This window comes from Pseudomonas mercuritolerans, assembly GCF_025706525.1.
Classification (GTDB): domain Bacteria; phylum Pseudomonadota; class Gammaproteobacteria; order Pseudomonadales; family Pseudomonadaceae; genus Aquipseudomonas; species Aquipseudomonas mercuritolerans.
The window spans coordinates 348222-367189 of record NZ_JAMSHA010000005.1 but is presented as its reverse complement, the minus strand read 5'-3'; the positions used below and the strand labels follow the sequence as shown (position 1 = coordinate 367189).

The following is an 18968-nucleotide window of genomic DNA, read 5'->3' as shown; positions in this document are numbered from 1 at the left end:
CGCAAAGAATTTTAAATACGCCGCAGGAGAGATTCGCAATGGCTCAGCAGGGCAGTGGTTATCAGGCTCGCTATAAACGCATTCTACTCAAGCTTAGCGGCGAGGCCCTGATGGGCTCGGAAGAGTTCGGGATCGATCCTAAGGTATTGGATCGCATGGCGCTGGAAGTCGGCCAACTGGTCGGCATCGGCGTCCAGGTCGGTCTGGTGATCGGCGGTGGCAACCTGTTCCGTGGCGAAGCCCTGAGCAAGGCTGGTATGGATCGGGTCACGGGCGACCACATGGGCATGCTGGCCACTGTGATGAACGCCCTGGCCATGCGCGATGCGCTGGAACGTGCCAATATCTCGGCCATCGTCATGTCGGCCATTTCCATGGTTGGTGTGACCGATCACTACGATCGCCGCAAAGCCATGCGCCACCTGAACTCCAAGGACGTCGTGATCTTCGCGGCCGGTACCGGCAATCCGTTCTTCACCACGGATTCGGCAGCCTGCCTGCGTGCAATCGAAATCGACGCTGACGTTGTGCTCAAGGCCACCAAGGTTGATGGCGTCTACACCGCAGACCCGTTCAAGGACCCGCATGCCGAGAAGTTCGATCATCTGACTTATGATGAAGTACTGGATCGCAAGCTGGGCGTAATGGATCTGACTGCTATCTGCCTGTGCCGCGATCACAAGATGCCGCTGCGCGTTTTCAACATGAACAAGCCCGGCGCCCTGCTGAACATTGTGCACGGCGGCGCTGAAGGGACTTTGATCGAGGAAGGCCAACAATGATCAACGAAATCAAGAAAGACGCTAAAGAGCGCATGCAGAAATCCCTGGACTCTCTGAACCACGCGTTCGGCCAGATCCGTACCGGCAAGGCTCACCCGAGCATCCTCGGCAGCGTCATGGTGCCTTACTACGGTACCGACACTCCGCTGAGCGGCGTTGCCAACGTCACCGTAAAGGACTCTCGCACCCTGCAGGTCGTGGCGTTCGAGCGCAACATGCTCGCGGCTGTCGACAAGGCAATCCAGAGCGCCGGTCTGAACCTCAATCCGACCAACCTCGGCGAGTTGCTGTTGATCCCGATGCCGGCCCTCACCGAGGAAACCCGCAAGGGCTTCACCAAGCAGGCCCGCAGCGCAGCTGAAGACGCGCGCGTTGCTGTGCGCAACATTCGTCGTGATGCCTTGGGTGAGCTGAAAAAACTGGTCAAGGACAAGGAGATCAGCGAAGACGAAGAGCGTCGCGCCATCGCTGATATCGACAAGCTGACCAAAGAATCCGAGGCCCAGATCACCAAGGCCACGGACGAGAAAGAAAAAGACCTGATGGCCGTATAAGGGTCGAGTTTTAAATGGACAAGACCAAGCAGACTGCGCCGTCCGCGGTGCCGCGCCATGTCGCGATCATCATGGATGGCAATAATCGCTGGGCGAAAAAACGCTTTATGCCGGGTGTCGCCGGGCATAAAGCGGGCGTGGATGCTGTGCGGGCGGTGATCGAGGTGTGCGCTGAGGCCAAGGTCGAAGTCCTGACCCTGTTCGCCTTCTCCAGTGAAAACTGGCAGCGCCCGGCCGATGAAGTCAGCGCCTTGATGGATCTGTTCTTCAAGGCACTGCGTCGTGAGGCCAAGCGCCTCAACGACAACAACATCAGCCTGCGTATCATTGGTGATCGCTCGCGTTTCCACCCTGAGCTTCAGGCGGCGATGCGCGAGGCCGAGGCCATGACCGTCGGTGCCAACCGCTTTGTCCTGCAGATCGCCGCCAATTACGGGGGCCAGTGGGATATTGCCCAGGCCGCACAGCGCCTGGCGCGTGAAGTTCAGGCTGGGCATTTGCGCCCGGAGGACATCACCCCGGATTTGCTGCAGACCTGTCTGGCCACCGGCGATCTGCCGTTGCCCGACCTGTGCATCCGCACCGGTGGCGAACATCGCATCAGCAACTTCCTGCTATGGCAACTGGCCTACGCCGAGTTGTACTTCTCCGACCTGTTCTGGCCGGACTTCAAACACGACGCCATGCGCACGGCGCTGGCCGATTTCGCTTCACGCCAGCGTCGCTTCGGTAAAACGAGCGAACAGGTCGAAGCTGGAGCCCGGGTTTAATGCTTAAACAACGAATCATCACTGCACTGATCCTGCTGCCGATTGCCTTGTGCGGGTTTTTCCTGCTCAAAGGTGCCGGCTTCGCGCTGTTCATTGGCCTGGTGGTGAGCCTCGGTGCCTGGGAATGGGCGCGTCTGGCCGGCTTTACCGCACAATCGTTCCGCGTCGGCTTTGCCGCGGTGGTCGCCTTGATGCTGTTCGTCATGTACGTGCTGCCGGGCCTTGCGCCTTGGGTGCTCGGTGCATCGGTGATCTGGTGGGCGATTGCGACTTATCTGGTGCTGACGTATCCACGCTCCAGCGCGCATTGGTCCACCGCGGCGACCAAGCTGCTGATTGGTCTGCTGATCCTGCTGCCTGCATGGCAGGGGTTGGTGCAGATCAAGCAATATCCGCTGGGTAACTGGTTGATCATGGCGGTGATGGTGCTGGTCTGGGGGGCGGACATCGGTGCTTACTTCTCCGGACGCAAGTTCGGCAAGCGCAAACTTGCGCCGCAGGTAAGCCCGGGCAAGAGCTGGGAAGGCGTCTACGGTGGTCTGGCGCTGAGTCTGGTGATTACCGCAATTGTCGGGCTGGTGCGCGACTGGACCGTGGCCGAGCTGCTCAAAGGCCTGATCGGTGCTGCAGTGATCGTCTTCATTTCCGTGGTCGGTGACCTTACCGAAAGCATGTTCAAGCGCCAATCCGGCATCAAGGACAGCAGTAATCTGCTGCCCGGGCATGGTGGCGTGCTGGATCGCATCGACAGTCTGACCGCAGCCATTCCGGTGTTCGCCGTATTGCTCTGGATGGCCGCGCCGTGAGTCGTCCCCAGCAGATTACGGTGTTGGGTGCGACCGGTTCGATCGGTCTGAGCACTCTGGATGTGATTGCCCGTCATCCTGAGCGTTATCAGGTTTTTGCATTGAGTGGCTTCTCGCGTCTCAGCGAACTGCTCGCGCTGTGCGTGCGTCATGTGCCGCAATTTGCCGTGGTGCCTGAAGGTGCTGCGGCGCGCGGTTTGCAGGACGACTTGCGTGCAGCCGGTTTGCCGACTCGCGTCCTGGTAGGCGAGGAGGGCCTGTGTCAGGTTGCGTCCGCGCCAGAGGTCGATGCGGTCATGGCGGCCATTGTCGGTGCGGCCGGGCTGCGTCCGACACTGGCGGCGGTCGAGGCGGGCAAGAAAATTCTCCTGGCCAACAAGGAGGCGCTGGTGATGTCCGGCGCTCTGTTCATGCAGGCCGTGCGCAAAAGTGGCTCGGTACTGCTGCCGATCGACAGCGAGCACAACGCGATTTTTCAGTGCATGCCCGCAGATTTCGCGCGCGGCTTGAGCTCGGTGGGCGTGCGGCGGATATTGCTGACCGCCTCTGGCGGGCCTTTCCGGCAGACGCCGATGGCCGAGCTGGCGCATGTTTCGCCTGAACAGGCCTGTGCGCATCCGAACTGGTCCATGGGGCGCAAGATATCCGTGGATTCGGCAAGCATGATGAACAAGGGCCTGGAGCTGATCGAAGCCTGCTGGCTGTTCGATGCCAAACCGGCTCAGGTCGAAGTGGTAATCCATCCGCAGAGCGTGATTCATTCTCTGGTCGACTATGTGGATGGCTCGGTGCTGGCGCAATTGGGTAACCCGGATATGCGCACACCGATCGCCAACGCCCTGGCCTGGCCGGAGCGCATCGATTCCGGCGTACCGCCACTGGATCTGTTTGCCATTGCGCGACTGGATTTCGAAGCGCCCGATGAAAGCCGCTTCCCCTGCCTGCGTTTGGCCCGTCAGGCGGCCGACGCCGGCGACAGCGCGCCGGCGATGCTCAACGCGGCCAATGAAGTGGCCGTGGCTGCGTTTCTCGACGGACGGGTTCGCTACCTGGAAATCGCGAGTATCATCGAGGAAGTCTTGAATCTGGAGCCGGTGGTGGCGCTTAACGATCTGGATGCCGTGTTTACGGCGGACGCCAAAGCGCGATTGCTGGCTGAGCAGTGGTTGAGTCGGCACGGCCGATAGATTTTTGTAACGCAACGGCGACACGCGACACTGAACAGGATTGCGGAGAAAGTAGATGAGCGCGCTCTATATGATTGCCGGCACCCTGATCGCCCTGGGTGTGCTGGTCACCTTCCACGAATTCGGCCATTTCTGGGTCGCGCGTCGCTGTGGCGTCAAGGTTCTGCGGTTTTCCGTGGGCTTTGGCATGCCGTTGCTGCGCTGGCACGACAAGCAAGGCACTGAATTCGTGGTCGCCGCGATTCCTCTGGGCGGCTACGTCAAGATGCTCGACGAGCGCGAAGGCGAAGTGCCGGTCGATCAGCTCGATCAATCGTTCAACCGCAAATCGGTACGTCAGCGTATCGCCATTGTTGCCGCTGGCCCGATTGCCAACTTTCTGCTGGCGCTGGTGTTCTTCTGGGTGCTGGCGATGCTCGGCAGCGAGCAGGTGCGTCCGGTCATCGGCGCGGTCGAGTCTGGCAGCATTGCCGCCAAGGCAGGTCTGAACGCTGGCCAGGAGATTGTTTCGATCGATGGCGAGCCGACCTCGGGTTGGGCTGCGGTCAATCTGCAACTGGTGCGTCGTCTCGGTGAAAGCGGTGCCATTCAATTGCTGGTGCGCGAGCAGGGTTCGACCGCTGAGTCGCCGCGCACGCTGGCACTGGATAACTGGCTAAAAGGCGCCGACGAGCCGGATCCGATTCGCTCGCTGGGGATTCGTCCGTGGCGCCCGGCCCTGCCGCCGGTGCTTGCCGAGCTCGATCCGAAAGGCCCCGCGCAAGCGGCAGGCCTGAAAACCGGTGATCGTTTGCTGGCCCTTGATGGCAAGCCACTCGATGACTGGCAGCAGGTGGTCGATACCGTTCGTACGCGTCCTGATACCAAAATCATGCTGCGCATCGAGCGCGACAATGCTCAAATCGACGTCCCTGTGACCCTCGCAGCGCGCGGTGAAAGCAAAGCGCCGAGCGGTTATCTGGGCGCTGGCGTCAAAGCCATCGACTGGCCGCCGGAAATGATCCGCGAGGTCAGTTATGGTCCGCTGGCCGCGATTGGCGAGGGCGCCCGTCGCACTTGGACCATGAGCATCCTGACGCTGGATTCACTGAAGAAAATGCTGTTCGGCGAGCTCTCGGTAAAAAACTTGAGTGGACCGATAACCATTGCTAAAGTGGCGGGCGCTTCTGCCCAGTCGGGCGTCGCTGATTTCCTGAATTTCCTTGCTTATCTGAGTATTAGCCTGGGGGTTCTGAATTTGCTGCCCATTCCTGTACTGGATGGGGGGCATTTGTTGTTTTATCTGATCGAGTGGGTGCGTGGTCGCCCCTTGTCGGATCGGGTGCAAGGTTGGGGGATACAGATCGGTATCAGTTTGGTGGTCGGGGTGATGTTGCTTGCTCTGGTCAACGATCTGGGTCGACTGTAACGCTTCGCTGAATTGCGAATCTGCCGCATTTTGCGGCAGTTTGTTTATTGCCAGTTGGAATAAGAAAGGACTTCATGAAACGTCTGCTGCTAACTGCGGTTCTCACCGTATTGATGATCGCCGAAGTTCACGCCGAGTCCTTCACTATCTCTGATATTCGCGTCAATGGCCTCCAGCGGGTCTCCGCGGGTAGCGTCTTTGGTGCCTTGCCGTTGAACGTCGGCGAGCAGGCGGATGATCGTCGCCTGGTGGAATCCACTCGTGCGTTGTTCAAAACCGGTTTCTTTCAAGATATCCAGCTGGGCCGCGAAGGCAACGTTCTGGTCATCACCGTGGTCGAGCGTCCATCGGTCGCCAGTATCGAAATCGAAGGCAACAAGGCGATTTCCACTGAAGACTTGATGAAAGGCCTCAAGCAATCCGGTCTGGCCGAAGGCGAAATCTTCCAGCGCGCTACCCTTGAGGGTGTGCGTAACGAACTGCAGCGTCAGTACGTGGCCCAGGGTCGTTACTCCGCTACCGTCGATACCGAAGTGGTTTCGCAGCCGCGTAACCGCGTGGGTCTGAAGGTGAAGATCAACGAAGGCACCGTTGCCGCAATCCAGCACATCAACGTGGTAGGCAATACGGTTTTCCCTGAGGAAGACCTGACTGACCTGTTCGAACTGAAAACCACCAACTGGCTGTCGTTCTTCAAGAACGATGACAAATATGCCCGCGAAAAACTCTCCGGTGACCTGGAGCGTCTGCGTTCCTACTATCTGGATCGCGGCTATATCAACATGGACATCGCTTCGACCCAGGTATCGATTACCCCGGACAAGAAGCACGTCTACATCACCGTCAACGTCACCGAAGGCGAGAAGTACACCGTCCGTGACGTCAAGCTCAGCGGTGACCTGAAAGTCCCTGAAGACCAGGTCAAGTCGCTGTTGCTGGTGCAGAAAGGCCAGGTGTTCTCGCGCAAGCTGATGACCACCACCTCCGAACTGATCACCCGCCGCCTGGGTAACGAGGGCTATACCTTCGCCAACGTCAACGGCGTGCCTCAGCCGCATGACGACGACCACACTGTGGACATCCTGTTCGCTGTCGATCCAGGCAAGCGTGCCTACGTCAACCGCATCAACTTCCGTGGCAACACCAAGTCCGAGGACGAAGTGCTGCGTCGTGAAATGCGTCAGATGGAAGGCGGCTGGGCTTCGACCTACCTGATCGACCAGTCCAAGACCCGTCTGGAGCGTCTGGGCTTCTTCAAGGAAGTCAACGTTGAGACTCCGGCTGTGCCGGGTGTCGACGACCAGGTTGATGTGAACTATGCGGTTGAAGAGCAGGCTTCCGGTTCGATCACTGCCAGCGTTGGTTTCGCTCAGAGTGCCGGCCTGATCCTCGGTGGCTCGATCACCCAGAACAACTTCCTCGGTACCGGTAACCGCGTCAGCATCGGTCTGACCCGCAGCGAATACCAGAGCCGCTACAACTTCGGCTACGTTGACCCCTACTGGACCGCCGATGGCGTGAGCCTGGGTTACAACGCGTTCTATCGCACCACTGACTACGATGAGCTCGATGCCGATATCTCGAGCTACGCCGTCGACAGCCTGGGCGCTGGCGTCAACGTTGGCTACCCGATTAGCGAAACATCGCGTCTGACCTTCGGTCTGTCTGCCCAGCAGGACAAGATCAACACCGGTCGCTATACCGTTGACGAGATTTTCGATTTCGTCGACAAGGAAGGCGACAACTACCTGAACTTCAAGGCCTCGGCCGGTTGGTCCGAGTCGACCCTGAACAAAGGCGTGTTGCCGACCCGTGGTCGTTCCCAGAGTCTGACCCTGGAAACCACCATTCCTGGCAGCGACCTGTCGTTCTTCAAGCTCGACTACCGTGGTCAGCTGTTTCAGCCAATCACTGAAAACTACACCCTGCGCCTGCACTCCGAACTCGGTTATGGCGATGGTTACGGTTCGACCGATGGTTTGCCGTTCTATGAAAACTACTATGCCGGTGGTTTCAACTCGGTTCGTGGCTTCAAGGACAGCACCCTCGGCCCGCGCAGTACGCCGAGCCGTGGCACCAACCCGGGCACTATCGCCGACCCTGACCAGGATCCACTGCCGTTCGGTGGTAACGTCCTGATCCAGGGCGGTGTAGAAGTTCTGTTCCCGCTGCCATTCGTCAAGGATCAGCGTTCCCTGCGGACTTCGGTTTTCTGGGATGTCGGTAACGTGTTTGACTCGCAGTGCAAGGACACTACGAACGCGAACGGTTCCTCGTCCAACACCAAGTGCAACGACATCAGCCTGAGCAACATGGCCAGTTCCGTCGGTGTCGGCGTGACCTGGGTCACCGCACTGGGGCCGTTGAGCTTCGCGCTGGCGATGCCGATCAAGAAACCGGATGACGCTGAAACTCAAGTGTTCCAATTCTCCCTCGGCCAGACGTTCTAAGCGTCTGACCCAAGATAACGACAATGGATTTTGTAGGAGTGCATCGTGCGTAAGTTGACTCAATTGGTTCTCCTGGCCTCCGTACTGGTGGCAGGCCCGGCGTTCGCCGACATGAAAATTGCCGTGCTGAACTATCAGATGGCACTGCTGGAATCCGACGCGGCGAAGAAGTACGCCGTGGATGCCGAGAAGAAGTTCGGTCCGCAACTGACCAAGCTGAAAACTCTGGAAAGCAGCGCCAAAGGCATTCAGGACCGTCTGATGGCCGGTGGCGACAAGATGCAGCAGGGCGAGCGTGAGCGTCTGGAGCTGGAATTCAAGCAAAAGGCCCGCGACTTCCAGTTCCAGTCCAAGGAGCTGAACGAAGCCAAAGCCGTAGCTGACCGCGAAATGCTCAAGCAGCTGAAGCCGAAACTGGACAGCGCTGTGGAAGAAGTCATCAAGAAAGGTGGTTTTGACCTGGTGTTCGAGCGTGGCGCAGTCATCGATGTCAAACCTCAGTACGACATCACGCGCCAGGTTATCGAGCGCATGAATCAGCTGAAGTAACCCATGACCGTGACTATCAGGCTCGGCCAGTTGGCCGAGCACCTCGGCGCCACTCTGCGTGGCGACCCCGAGACGCAAATTACTGGGCTAGCCACTTTGCAAGAGGCTGGCCCAGCTCAGTTGAGCTTTCTGGCAAATCCCCAATACCGTAAATACCTGGCCGGTTCCCAGGCAGCTGCACTGCTGCTCAAGGAAGCCGATGCCGAGGGTTTTGCCGGTAACGCCCTGGTGGTGCCGGATCCTTACCTGGCCTACGCGCGCATCTCGCACCTGTTCGATCCAAAACCAAAAGCTGCTGCGGGGATTCATCCGACAGCGGTGATTGCGGCGGATGCAGTGGTTGATCCAAGCGCCAGCATCGGCCCGTTCGTGGTGATCGAAGCCGGTGCGCGTATCGCTGCGCAGGTGACGCTGGGCGCGCACTGCGTGGTCGGAGCTCGCAGCGAAATCGGTGAAGGCGGCTGGCTGGCTCCGCGCGTCACGCTGTATCACGACGTGCGCATCGGCAAACGTGTGGTGATCCAGTCCGGCGCGGTGATCGGCGGCGAGGGCTTCGGCTTCGCCAACGAAAAGGGCGTCTGGCAGAAAATCGCCCAGATCGGTGGCGTGACCATCGGCGACGATGTCGAGATCGGCGTGAACACCGCCATCGACCGCGGCGCTCTGGCCGATACCGTGATCGGCAACGGCGTGAAGCTCGACAACCAGATCCAGATCGCACACAACGTCCAGGTCGGTGATCACACCGCCATGGCCGCGTGCGTCGGCATTTCCGGCAGCACCAAAATCGGCAAGCACTGCATGCTCGCCGGCGGTGTCGGTCTGGTCGGCCACATTGATATTTGCGACAACGTTTTCCTGACCGGGATGACCATGGTGACCCACTCGATTACCGAGCCGGGTGCCTATTCTTCCGGCACAGCCATGCAACCGGCGGCCGAATGGCGCAAAAGCGCGGCCCGCATCCGTCAGCTCGATGACATCGCGCGACGGTTGAAACAGCTGGAAAAGCGCGTAGGGGAAGTGACCCCTGACGGCAATGCTTCATCTGATGGCTGATACCATTTCCATATCAAGTGTGCACAGCCTCTAGACTGCCTCCTTGATTTGCTAGAGGAGTGCGCGTCAGTCGCGCTCCCAATCTTTACATAGGCTTTCCCCTGAAATGATGGACATCAACGAGATTCGCGAATACCTGCCTCACCGTTACCCGTTCCTGCTGGTGGACCGGGTGGTGGAACTGGACACTGAAGGCAAGCGAATTCGCGCCTACAAGAATGTCAGCATCAATGAACCGTTCTTCAATGGTCACTTTCCCGCGCATCCAATCATGCCGGGCGTGCTGATCATCGAAGCGATGGCTCAGGCTGCCGGGATCCTCGGTTTCAAGATGCTCGACGTCAAACCGGCCGACGGCACCCTGTATTACTTCGTCGGCTCCGACAAGCTGCGCTTCCGCCAGCCAGTCAAGCCGGGCGATCAGTTGATCCTTGAAGCGACCTTCATCAGTTGCAAGCGCAAGATCTGGAAGTTCGAATGCCAGGCTTCGGTGGATGGCAAGCCGGTCTGCTCGGCAGAAATCATCTGCGCGGAACAGAAAGTATGAGTTTGATTGACCCTCGCGCAATCATCGATCCGTCCGCCGTACTGGCTGACGGCGTCGAGGTCGGCCCGTGGTCGATCATCGGCGCAGGTGTGGAAATCGGCGAGGGTACCGTGATCGGGCCGCATGTGATCCTCAAGGGGCCGACCCGCATTGGTAAACACAATCGCATCTACCAGTTTTCCTCGGTAGGCGAAGACACCCCGGATCTGAAGTACAAAGGCGAGGAAACCCGCCTGGTGATCGGCGACCACAACGTCATCCGCGAAGGCGTGACCATTCACCGTGGCACCGTGCAGGATCGTTCGGAAACCACGCTGGGTGATCACAACCTGATCATGGCCTATGCCCACATCGGCCATGACAGCGTCATCGGCAACCACTGCATTCTGGTCAACAACACAGCGTTGGCCGGGCATGTACACGTTGACGACTGGGCGATCCTCTCCGGTTTCACCCTGGTGCATCAGTACTGCCACATCGGCGCGCACAGCTTTTCGGGCATGGGCACGGCGATCGGCAAGGACGTTCCGGCGTTCGTCACCGTTTTCGGCAACCCGGCCGAAGCGCGCAGCATGAACTTCGAAGGCATGCGCCGTCGCGGTTTCAGCGAAGACGCGATCCACGCCTTGCGTCGTGCCTACAAGACTGTCTACCGCCAGGGCCTGACGGTCGAGCAGGCGCTGGCCGAGCTGGCCGAACCGTCTGCGCAGTTCCCTGAAGTCGCCGTGTTCCGCGATTCGATCCAGGCATCGACTCGCGGCATCACCCGCTGATCATGGCCAGTCTGCGTATTGCGCTGGTGGCGGGTGAGGCTTCCGGTGACATTCTCGGCGCCGGCCTCATGCGCGCCCTCAAGGCTCAGCACCCGGCAGTCGAGTTCATCGGCGTCGGTGGTCCGCTGATGCAGGCCGAAGGCCTGACCTCGTACTTCCCCATGGAGCGCTTGTCGGTCATGGGGCTGGTGGAAGTCCTCGGCCGGCTGCGTGAGTTGCTCAAGCGCCGCAAAGAGCTGATCGCCACGCTGATCGCCGCCAAACCGGACGTATTCATCGGCATCGACGCGCCGGATTTCAACCTCAATATCGAACTCAAGCTGCGTCAGGCCGGGATCAAGACCGTGCATTACGTCAGCCCGTCGGTGTGGGCATGGCGGCAGAAACGGGTGCTGAAGATTCGCGAAGGCTGCGATCTGATGCTCACCCTGTTGCCGTTCGAAGCGAAGTTCTATGAAGAGAAAGGCGTGCCGGTGCGTTTCGTCGGTCACACCTTGGCCGATACCATTCCGCTGCAAGCCGACCGCGCCGCTGCACGCGCCGAGCTTGGTTTAACCGACGGTCCGCTGGTGGCATTGATGCCCGGCAGTCGTGGCGGTGAAGTCAGTCGCCTCGGCGCGCTGTTCCTTGATACTGCCGAACGCCTGCGCGGCATGCGTCCGGGCGTGCGCTTTGTTATTCCCTGTGCCAATCCTGAACGCCGCTTGCAGCTCGAAGCGCTGCTGGCCGGCCGGGATTTGCCGGTGACTTTGCTTGATGGCAAATCGCATCTGGCGCTCGCCGCGTGCAACGCCGTGTTGATCGCCTCTGGCACTGCTACCCTTGAAGCGCTGCTGTACAAGCGGCCGATGGTGGTGGCCTATCGGTTGGCGCCGCTGACGTTCTGGATTCTCAAACGCATGGTCAAGAGCCCGTACGTGTCGCTGCCCAACTTGCTCGCTCAGCGCTTGCTGGTGCCGGAGTTGTTGCAGGATGATGCGACTGTCGAGGCGTTGGCGCAGACGCTGTCGCCATTGATCGATGGCGGTGATGAACAGACCCGCGGCTTCGACGAGATCCACCGCACGCTGCGGCGCGATGCTTCCAATCAGGCGGCGCAAGCCGTCCTTGACCTGATCGGCAAACCACAATGAGCAAGACAAGCATGCAAATGGGCCTGGATTTCACTCTGGTCGCCGAAGTCGAAGAACTGGTCGCCGGTGTTGATGAAGTCGGTCGTGGTCCGTTGTGTGGTGCGGTGGTGACGGCGGCAGTAATTCTCGATCCGAACCGGCCGATCCTCGGCCTCGACGATTCGAAGAAACTTACTGAAGCCAAGCGCGAAAAGCTCTACGACGAGATCTGCGAAAAGGCCCTGAGCTGGTGCATCGCCCGCGCCGAAGTCGAAGAAATCGACGATCTGAATATCCTCCACGCGACCATGCTGGCGATGCAGCGCGCGGTTGCCGGTCTGCACATTCAGCCGAAACTGGCGATGATCGACGGTAACCGCTGCCCGCATCTGCCGATGCGTTCCGAGGCGGTGATTCAGGGCGACGGCAAGGTGCCGGCGATAGCGGCGGCGTCGATTCTGGCCAAGGTCAGTCGTGATCGCGAAATGGCGGCGTTCGAATTGATCTACCCGGGCTACGGCATTGGCGGCCATAAAGGCTATCCGACGCCCGTTCATCTGGAAGCACTGGCGCGGCTCGGCCCGACGCCGATTCACCGCCGCTCGTTCGCCCCGGTGCGCCTGGCTTACGAGGCGCGGGAAAGCCTGACGCAGGTTTAGGCGCAAGGCTGATGTTTTATTCGAGGCCCGGTACAATCCGGGCCTCGTTGTCTCTATGTAACTGGACAGGATCACTATGCCGGCTTCATTCGTTCATCTACGCCTGCACACTGAATACTCCCTGGTCGACGGGCTGGTGCGGATCAAGCCGCTGGTCAAGGCGCTGACCGCCATGAACATGCCGGCAGTCGCGGTCACTGACCAGAACAACATGTGTTCCCTGGTCAAGTTCTATAAAAACGCCATGGGCGCCGGCATCAAGCCGATCTGCGGCGCCGACCTGTGGCTGGCGAACAAGGACCCGGATGCACCGCTGAGCCGCCTCAGCCTGCTGGTGATGAACGCTCAGGGTTATCGCAATCTCACCGAACTGATCTCGCGCGGCTTCATCGAAGGCCAGCGCAACGGCATGGTCATCGTCGAGCGCGAGTGGGTGGCTGAGGCCAGCGAAGGCCTGATCATGCTGTCCGCCGCCAAAGAAGGCGAGATCGGCATGGCCATGATCGGCGGCAACCCGGCGGAAGCAGAAGCGCTGGCACGCGAGTGGATGGCGGTGTTCCCGGATCGTTTCTATCTGGAAATCCAGCGCACCAACCGTCCCAACGACGAAGAACAACTGCATGGCGCCGTGGCGCTGGCCGACAAGCTCGGTGCGCCGCTGGTGGCGACCAACGACGTGCGCTTCATCAAGCAGGAAGACTTCGCCGCCCACGAAACCCGTGTGTGCATCGGTGAAGGCCGCGCCCTCGATGACCCGCGCCGTTCGAAGAATTACAGCGATCAGCAATACCTGAAAAGCGCCGAGGAAATGCTTGAGCTGTTCAGCGATATCCCCGACGCCATCGAAAACACCGTCGAGATCGCCAAGCGCTGCAACATCGATGTGAAGCTGGGCACGCACTTCCTGCCCAACTTCCCGATCCCCGATGGCATGACCATCGACGAATATTTCCGCAAGGTCTCCTTCGAAGGGCTCGAAGAACGCCTGGCGGTGCTGCTGCCCAAGGACACCACCGAAGACTACGAAGCCAAGCGCCAGGTCTACGTCGACCGCTTGAATTTCGAGCTGGATATCATCATCCAGATGGGCTTCCCCGGTTACTTCCTGATCGTGATGGACTTCATCCAGTGGGCCAAGAACAACGGTGTACCGGTAGGTCCGGGCCGTGGGTCGGGTGCCGGTTCGCTGGTGGCTTACGTACAGAAGATCACCGACCTCGACCCGCTGGAATATGACCTGCTGTTCGAACGTTTCCTCAACCCGGAACGGGTCTCCATGCCCGACTTCGACGTCGACTTCTGCATGGACGGTCGCGACCGCGTGATCGACTACGTGGCCGAGAAATACGGCCGCAACGCGGTAAGCCAGATCATCACCTTCGGTTCCATGGCCGCCAAGGCTGTGGTCCGTGACGTGGCGCGGGTGCAGGGCAAATCCTACGGCCTGGCGGATCGCCTGTCGAAGATGATTCCGTTCGAAGTCGGCATGACCCTGGAAAAAGCCTACGAGCAGGAAGAGATCCTGCGCGACTTCATCAAGGTCGATGAAGAAGCGGCAGAAATCTGGGAGATGGCGCGCAAGCTCGAAGGTGTGGTGCGCAACGTCGGCAAGCACGCCGGTGGTGTGGTGATCGCGCCGACCAAACTCACCGACTTCTCGCCGATCTATTGCGACGAGGCCGGCGACGGTCTGGTAACCCAGTTCGACAAGGACGACGTTGAGGCCGCCGGTCTGGTGAAGTTCGACTTCCTCGGCCTGCGTACCCTGACGATCATCGACTGGGCGCTGAAAACCATCAACCGTGACCGCGCCAAGGTCAATGAGCCGCCGCTCGATATCGCTTTTATCCCGCTGGACGACAAACCGACCTACCAGTTGCTGCAAAAAGCCGAAACCACGGCGGTGTTCCAGCTTGAATCGCGAGGCATGAAAGAGCTGATCAAAAAGCTCAAGCCCGACTGCCTGGAAGACTTGATCGCACTCGTTGCATTGTTCCGTCCGGGGCCGCTGCAATCGGGCATGGTGGACGACTTCATCAATCGTAAGCACGGTCGCGCCGAACTGGCCTATCCGCACTCGGACTACCAGTACGACGGTCTGAAGCCGGTACTGGCGCCGACTTACGGCATCATCCTGTATCAGGAACAGGTGATGCAGATTGCTCAGGTCATGGCCGGTTACACCCTTGGCGGTGCGGACATGCTGCGTCGGGCGATGGGTAAGAAAAAGCCCGAAGAAATGGCCAAGCAGCGCGGCGGTTTCATCGAGGGTTGCGCGACCAACGGCATCGACGCGGATCTTGCCGGTAACATTTTCGACCTGGTGGAAAAATTCGCCGGTTACGGCTTCAACAAATCCCACTCCGCCGCCTACGGCCTGGTGTCGTACCAGACTGCCTGGCTGAAAGCCCATTACCCGGCGCCGTTCATGGCCGCGGTACTCTCGGCGGATATGCACAACACCGACAAGGTCGTGACCTTGATCGAAGAAGTGCGGACGATGAAGCTGCGCCTCGACGCGCCTGACGTGAACACTTCGGAGTTCAAGTTCACGGTGAACGACGATGGCCGCATCGTTTACGGCCTCGGCGCGATCAAGGGCGTCGGTGAAGGTCCGGTGGAAGCGATCACCGAGGCGCGACAGGCCGGTCCGTTCAAGGATCTGTTCGATTTCTGCGCGCGGGTCGACCTCAAGCGCATCAACAAGCGCACCCTCGACGGTCTGATCCGCAGCGGTGCGCTGGATCGTCTCGGCCCGTATTTCCACGACGAGCAGAAAGCCTATCAAGCCAATATCGACCGCAACCGTGCGGTGCTGCTGGCGGCGATGGAAGAAGCGATCAAGGCTGCCGAGCAGACTGCGCGGACTCACGACTCTGGCCACGCCGACCTGTTCGGCGGCTTGTTCGTCGAAGAGGATGCCGATGTTTATGCGTCCCATCGCAAGGCCAAGGAGCTGACCCTCAAGGAACGTCTCAAGGGTGAGAAAGATACTTTGGGCCTGTACCTGACCGGTCACCCGATCGACGAATACGAAGGCGAGATCCGCCGTTTCGCCCGTCAGCGCATCATCGACCTGAAACCGGCACGCGACACGCAGACCGTAGCGGGGATGATCATTGCCCTGCGGGTGATGAAGAACAAGAAGGGCGACAAGATGGGCTTCATCACCCTTGATGACCGCTCCGGGCGGATCGAGGCGTCGCTGTTTGCCGATGCGTTCCATTCGGCGCAATCACTGTTGCAGACCGACGCGATGGTGGTGGTCGAGGGCGAGGTCAGCAATGACGACTTCTCCGGCGGCCTGCGCCTGCGGGTCAAGCGGGTGATGAGCATGGAGGATGCGCGGACCAATCTGGCCGAAAGCCTGCGCCTGAAGCTGCACACCCAGGATCTGAAAGGCGATCAGCTACGCTGGTTGGGCGAGCTGCTCAAGCGTCATCGCGGCGCGTGCCCGATCACCATGGAGTACACCAGTCCGGATGCGAAGACCTTGCTGCAGTTCGGCGAGACCTGGCGGATCGACCCGGCGGATGCCTTGATTCAAGCCCTGCGTGACCAGTTCGGGCGAGACAACGTCTTCCTCCAATACCGTTGACCGGCAAGTGCCACCATTGCGCTTGCCCGCAACCTGAATTTTTAATCTCGACCTCAGCGCGCCTCTCCCTTAAGGTAGGGCGCGAATAGACAACCGGCCGGCCCAAGCTCACTTGGGACACGACCCAAGACGGACGCCTATGAACCCGAATTTTCTAGATTTCGAACAGCCGATCGCCGACCTGCAAGCCAAGATCGAAGAGTTGCGCTTGGTCGGTAATGACAATTCGCTGAATATCGGCGATGAGATCTCCCGCCTGCAGGACAAGAGCAGGACGCTGACCGAAGACATCTTCGGCAAGCTGACCAGTTGGCAGATCGCACGTCTGGCGCGTCACCCGAAACGCCCTTACACCCTCGATTACATCGAGCACATCTTCACTGAGTTCGACGAACTGCACGGCGACCGTCACTTCTCCGACGACGCTGCCATTGTTGGCGGTATCGCCCGTCTGGAAGACCAGCCGGTGATGATCATCGGTCACCAGAAAGGCCGTGAAGTGCGCGAGAAAGTCCGTCGCAACTTCGGCATGCCGCGTCCTGAAGGCTACCGCAAGGCCTGCCGTCTGATGGAGATGGCCGAGCGCTTCAAGATGCCGATCCTGACCTTCATCGATACCCCGGGCGCCTACCCAGGCATCGACGCCGAAGAGCGCAACCAGAGCGAAGCGATTGCCTGGAACCTGCGTGTGATGGCGCGGTTGAAGACCCCGATCATTGCCACCGTAATTGGTGAGGGTGGTTCCGGCGGCGCACTGGCCATCGGCGTCTGCGACCAACTGAACATGCTGCAGTATTCGACCTACGCGGTGATCTCGCCGGAAGGTTGCGCATCGATCCTGTGGAAAACCGCCGAGAAAGCACCGGATGCCGCTGAGGCGATGGGCATCACCGCTGAGCGTCTGAAAGGCCTGGGCATTGTTGACAAAGTGATCGGCGAGCCACTGGGCGGCGCCCACCGTGACCCGGCTGCTGCCGCTGCGTCGATCCGCGCCGAGCTGAGCTCGCAACTGGCGATGCTCAAGCAGTTCGATAACGAAGCGCTGCTCAAGCGCCGTTACGATCGCCTGATGAGCTACGGTCTCTAAGTCGAGCGCTATCCCCTGTAGGAGCTGCCGAAGGCTGCGATCTTTTGATCTTGCTTGTCAGAATCAAAAGATCGCAGCCTTCGGCAGCTCCTACAGGGATTTCTGAGAAGCGACCCTCTCTATGAATTCCTCTAAGAGTGATTTGCCGTCGCGGCTTCTGCTGAACCTTGAGCCCTGGCGCCACGCCGCTCATTGGCGCATCGCCTTCTCCGGTGGGCTCGACTCCACCGTCCTCCTGCATCTGCTCGCCACTCTGGCGAACGCCGAATCCCTCCCTGCGCTAAGCGCCATCCACATCCACCACGGCCTTCAGGCTACGGCCGATGCGTGGCCGCAACATTGCCAGTCCGTTTGCGATGCGCTGGGCGTGCCGTTGCAAGTGAAGCGGGTGACCGTAAAGGGCGGGGCGAGCCTGGAGCGGGCGGCGCGGGACGCGCGTTATGCTGCGTTCAGTTCGCTGACACAGACCAATGACGTGCTGATGACTGGCCAGCACCGCGACGATCAAGCCGAAACGCTGCTGTTTCGGCTGTTGCGCGGAGCTGGAGTGCGTGGGCTTGGCGGGATGCCGCAGCAGCGTCCAGTGGGGCAGGGCGCTCTGGTTCGACCGTTGCTCGACGTCAGTCGCGCCGAACTGGAAAGTTATGCACAGGCACATCAGTTGCACTGGATCGAAGACCCGTCCAATCAGGATCGGCAGTTTTCCCGTAACTACCTGCGCCATCAAGTCATGCCGGTGCTGACCGAGCGCTGGCCGCAAGCGCAGGCCAGCATGGCACGCACGGCTGTGCATCTGCGTGAAGCCCAGGGCTTGCTCGATGAGCTGGCGCAGATCGATCTCGCACAAGCCCAAACGGTCCATGAATTCGCTTGGCTGGGTGTTCCATCACTTGAGCTGGCGCCGTTGGCTGCATTGTCTGACGCACGCCAGCGAAACGCCCTCGGTCACTGGCTTGAGGCACTGACTCGCCTGCCAGATGCTGACCATTGGTCGGGTTGGATCGACCTGCGCGATGCCAGCTCGGACGCTTCACCGATCTGGCGTCTCGCCGACGGAGAGCTGCACCGCAGCGCCGGTCGCGTCTGGTGGCTCAGCGGCCGTTGGCTGCGCACGCCGGTGATCGGCGCCGACTGGCAGACCCCGGCTGCAACGCTACGCTTGGCCGATAACGGGCGCGTCATGTTTCACGGCCAAACTCCATCCGCGCCTTTGCGCATTGCCTATCGGCAGGGCGGTGAAGTCATGCAACTGGCCGAGCGCGGCAGCCGTGATCTCAAGCGCCTGCTCAATGAGCGCGCAGTACCAGGCTTCGTGCGTGGCAGATTGCCGCTGCTGTTTCGTGGTGAAGAAATACTCGCGGTGGCGAACCTGCCGGGTCTTGATGGTCAGATGGACGAAGGCTGGACGTTGCATTGGCAGCCAACAGACGAAGATCAAGGTTTGAGCTGAAAGGAGCATTCCGGTAGACTACGCTCCCTTCTTGATACAACTTCTGTGGATTCGCCTGAATTGCAGGAGTTGCCGATTACCAAGCAGTCTTTGCTGGGCGATTCCAAAAAATGTGTAGCGAGCAACGTACCGGTGTTTCATCTGCCGGTCTGTCACAACGCGGCGGTTTTTTCGAAA

The 18968-nt window shown here is 59.9% G+C and carries 16 protein-coding genes; all 16 read left to right on the top strand.

All coding sequences use genetic code 11. From position 1 onward, the window contains the following. The first annotated feature begins 38 nt into the window (after positions 1 to 38). Positions 39 to 782: a UMP kinase gene (gene pyrH / locus ND528_RS16560; protein WP_003222124.1), complete on the top strand. Its 744-nt coding sequence runs from the start codon at positions 39 to 41 to the stop codon at positions 780 to 782. Then, the gene (frr, locus tag ND528_RS16555; RefSeq protein ID WP_263470729.1) at positions 779 to 1336 is read left to right on the top strand and encodes a ribosome recycling factor; all 558 of its coding nucleotides are present in this window, start codon (positions 779 to 781) and stop codon (positions 1334 to 1336) included. The genes pyrH and frr overlap by 4 nt, the downstream gene beginning before the upstream one ends. A 14-nt stretch (positions 1337 to 1350) precedes the next feature. Then, the gene (gene uppS / locus ND528_RS16550) at positions 1351 to 2106 is read left to right on the top strand and encodes a polyprenyl diphosphate synthase (protein ID WP_016771475.1); all 756 of its coding nucleotides are present in this window, start codon (positions 1351 to 1353) and stop codon (positions 2104 to 2106) included. Beyond that, positions 2106 to 2912, top strand: coding sequence for a phosphatidate cytidylyltransferase (locus ND528_RS16545; protein WP_016771474.1), 807 nt, complete (start codon positions 2106 to 2108; stop codon positions 2910 to 2912). The genes uppS and ND528_RS16545 overlap by 1 nt, the downstream gene beginning before the upstream one ends. Then, a complete protein-coding gene (ispC, locus tag ND528_RS16540) occupies positions 2909 to 4099 on the top strand; it encodes a 1-deoxy-D-xylulose-5-phosphate reductoisomerase (protein WP_263470728.1) in 1191 nt (396 codons plus the stop codon). Before ND528_RS16545 ends, ispC begins: the two co-directional genes overlap by 4 nt. Positions 4100 to 4154: 55 nt before the next feature. Further along, entirely contained in the window at positions 4155 to 5507 is a 1353-nt protein-coding gene (gene rseP, locus ND528_RS16535) for a sigma E protease regulator RseP (RefSeq protein WP_130912757.1), read from the top strand. A 74-nt stretch (positions 5508 to 5581) separates the two neighbouring features. Further along, complete coding sequence (gene bamA / locus ND528_RS16530; protein ID WP_263470727.1) at positions 5582 to 7957, top strand: outer membrane protein assembly factor BamA; 2376 nt, start codon at positions 5582 to 5584, stop codon at positions 7955 to 7957. Between the two features lie 45 nt (positions 7958 to 8002). Next, positions 8003 to 8506 (top strand): OmpH family outer membrane protein, encoded by a 504-nt coding sequence (locus tag ND528_RS16525; protein WP_003222140.1) that lies wholly within the window; start codon positions 8003 to 8005, stop codon positions 8504 to 8506. 3 nt (positions 8507 to 8509) lie between these two features. Next, on the top strand, positions 8510 to 9565 hold the full coding sequence (gene lpxD / locus ND528_RS16520; RefSeq protein WP_130912755.1) for a UDP-3-O-(3-hydroxymyristoyl)glucosamine N-acyltransferase: 1056 nt from the start codon (positions 8510 to 8512) through the stop codon (positions 9563 to 9565). Positions 9566 to 9671: 106 nt separating this feature from the next. Continuing rightward, positions 9672 to 10112: a 3-hydroxyacyl-ACP dehydratase FabZ gene (gene fabZ / locus ND528_RS16515; RefSeq protein ID WP_016771469.1), complete on the top strand. Its 441-nt coding sequence runs from the start codon at positions 9672 to 9674 to the stop codon at positions 10110 to 10112. Next, positions 10109 to 10885 (top strand): acyl-ACP--UDP-N-acetylglucosamine O-acyltransferase, encoded by a 777-nt coding sequence (lpxA, locus tag ND528_RS16510; RefSeq protein WP_016771468.1) that lies wholly within the window; start codon positions 10109 to 10111, stop codon positions 10883 to 10885. The genes fabZ and lpxA overlap by 4 nt, the downstream gene beginning before the upstream one ends. A gap of 2 nt (positions 10886 to 10887) precedes the next feature. Next, on the top strand, positions 10888 to 12018 hold the full coding sequence (gene lpxB / locus ND528_RS16505) for a lipid-A-disaccharide synthase (RefSeq protein WP_269076996.1): 1131 nt from the start codon (positions 10888 to 10890) through the stop codon (positions 12016 to 12018). Between the two features lie 11 nt (positions 12019 to 12029). Next, positions 12030 to 12656: a ribonuclease HII gene (gene rnhB, locus ND528_RS16500; RefSeq protein WP_130912760.1), complete on the top strand. Its 627-nt coding sequence runs from the start codon at positions 12030 to 12032 to the stop codon at positions 12654 to 12656. 76 nt (positions 12657 to 12732) lie between these two features. Then, positions 12733 to 16254 (top strand): DNA polymerase III subunit alpha, encoded by a 3522-nt coding sequence (gene dnaE / locus ND528_RS16495; protein WP_263470726.1) that lies wholly within the window; start codon positions 12733 to 12735, stop codon positions 16252 to 16254. 139 nt (positions 16255 to 16393) lie between these two features. Continuing rightward, positions 16394 to 17341 (top strand): acetyl-CoA carboxylase carboxyltransferase subunit alpha, encoded by a 948-nt coding sequence (locus ND528_RS16490; protein ID WP_137215273.1) that lies wholly within the window; start codon positions 16394 to 16396, stop codon positions 17339 to 17341. A 121-nt stretch (positions 17342 to 17462) separates the two neighbouring features. Next, a complete protein-coding gene (tilS, locus tag ND528_RS16485; protein WP_263470725.1) occupies positions 17463 to 18791 on the top strand; it encodes a tRNA lysidine(34) synthetase TilS in 1329 nt (442 codons plus the stop codon). Positions 18792 to 18968 lie beyond the last annotated feature (177 nt).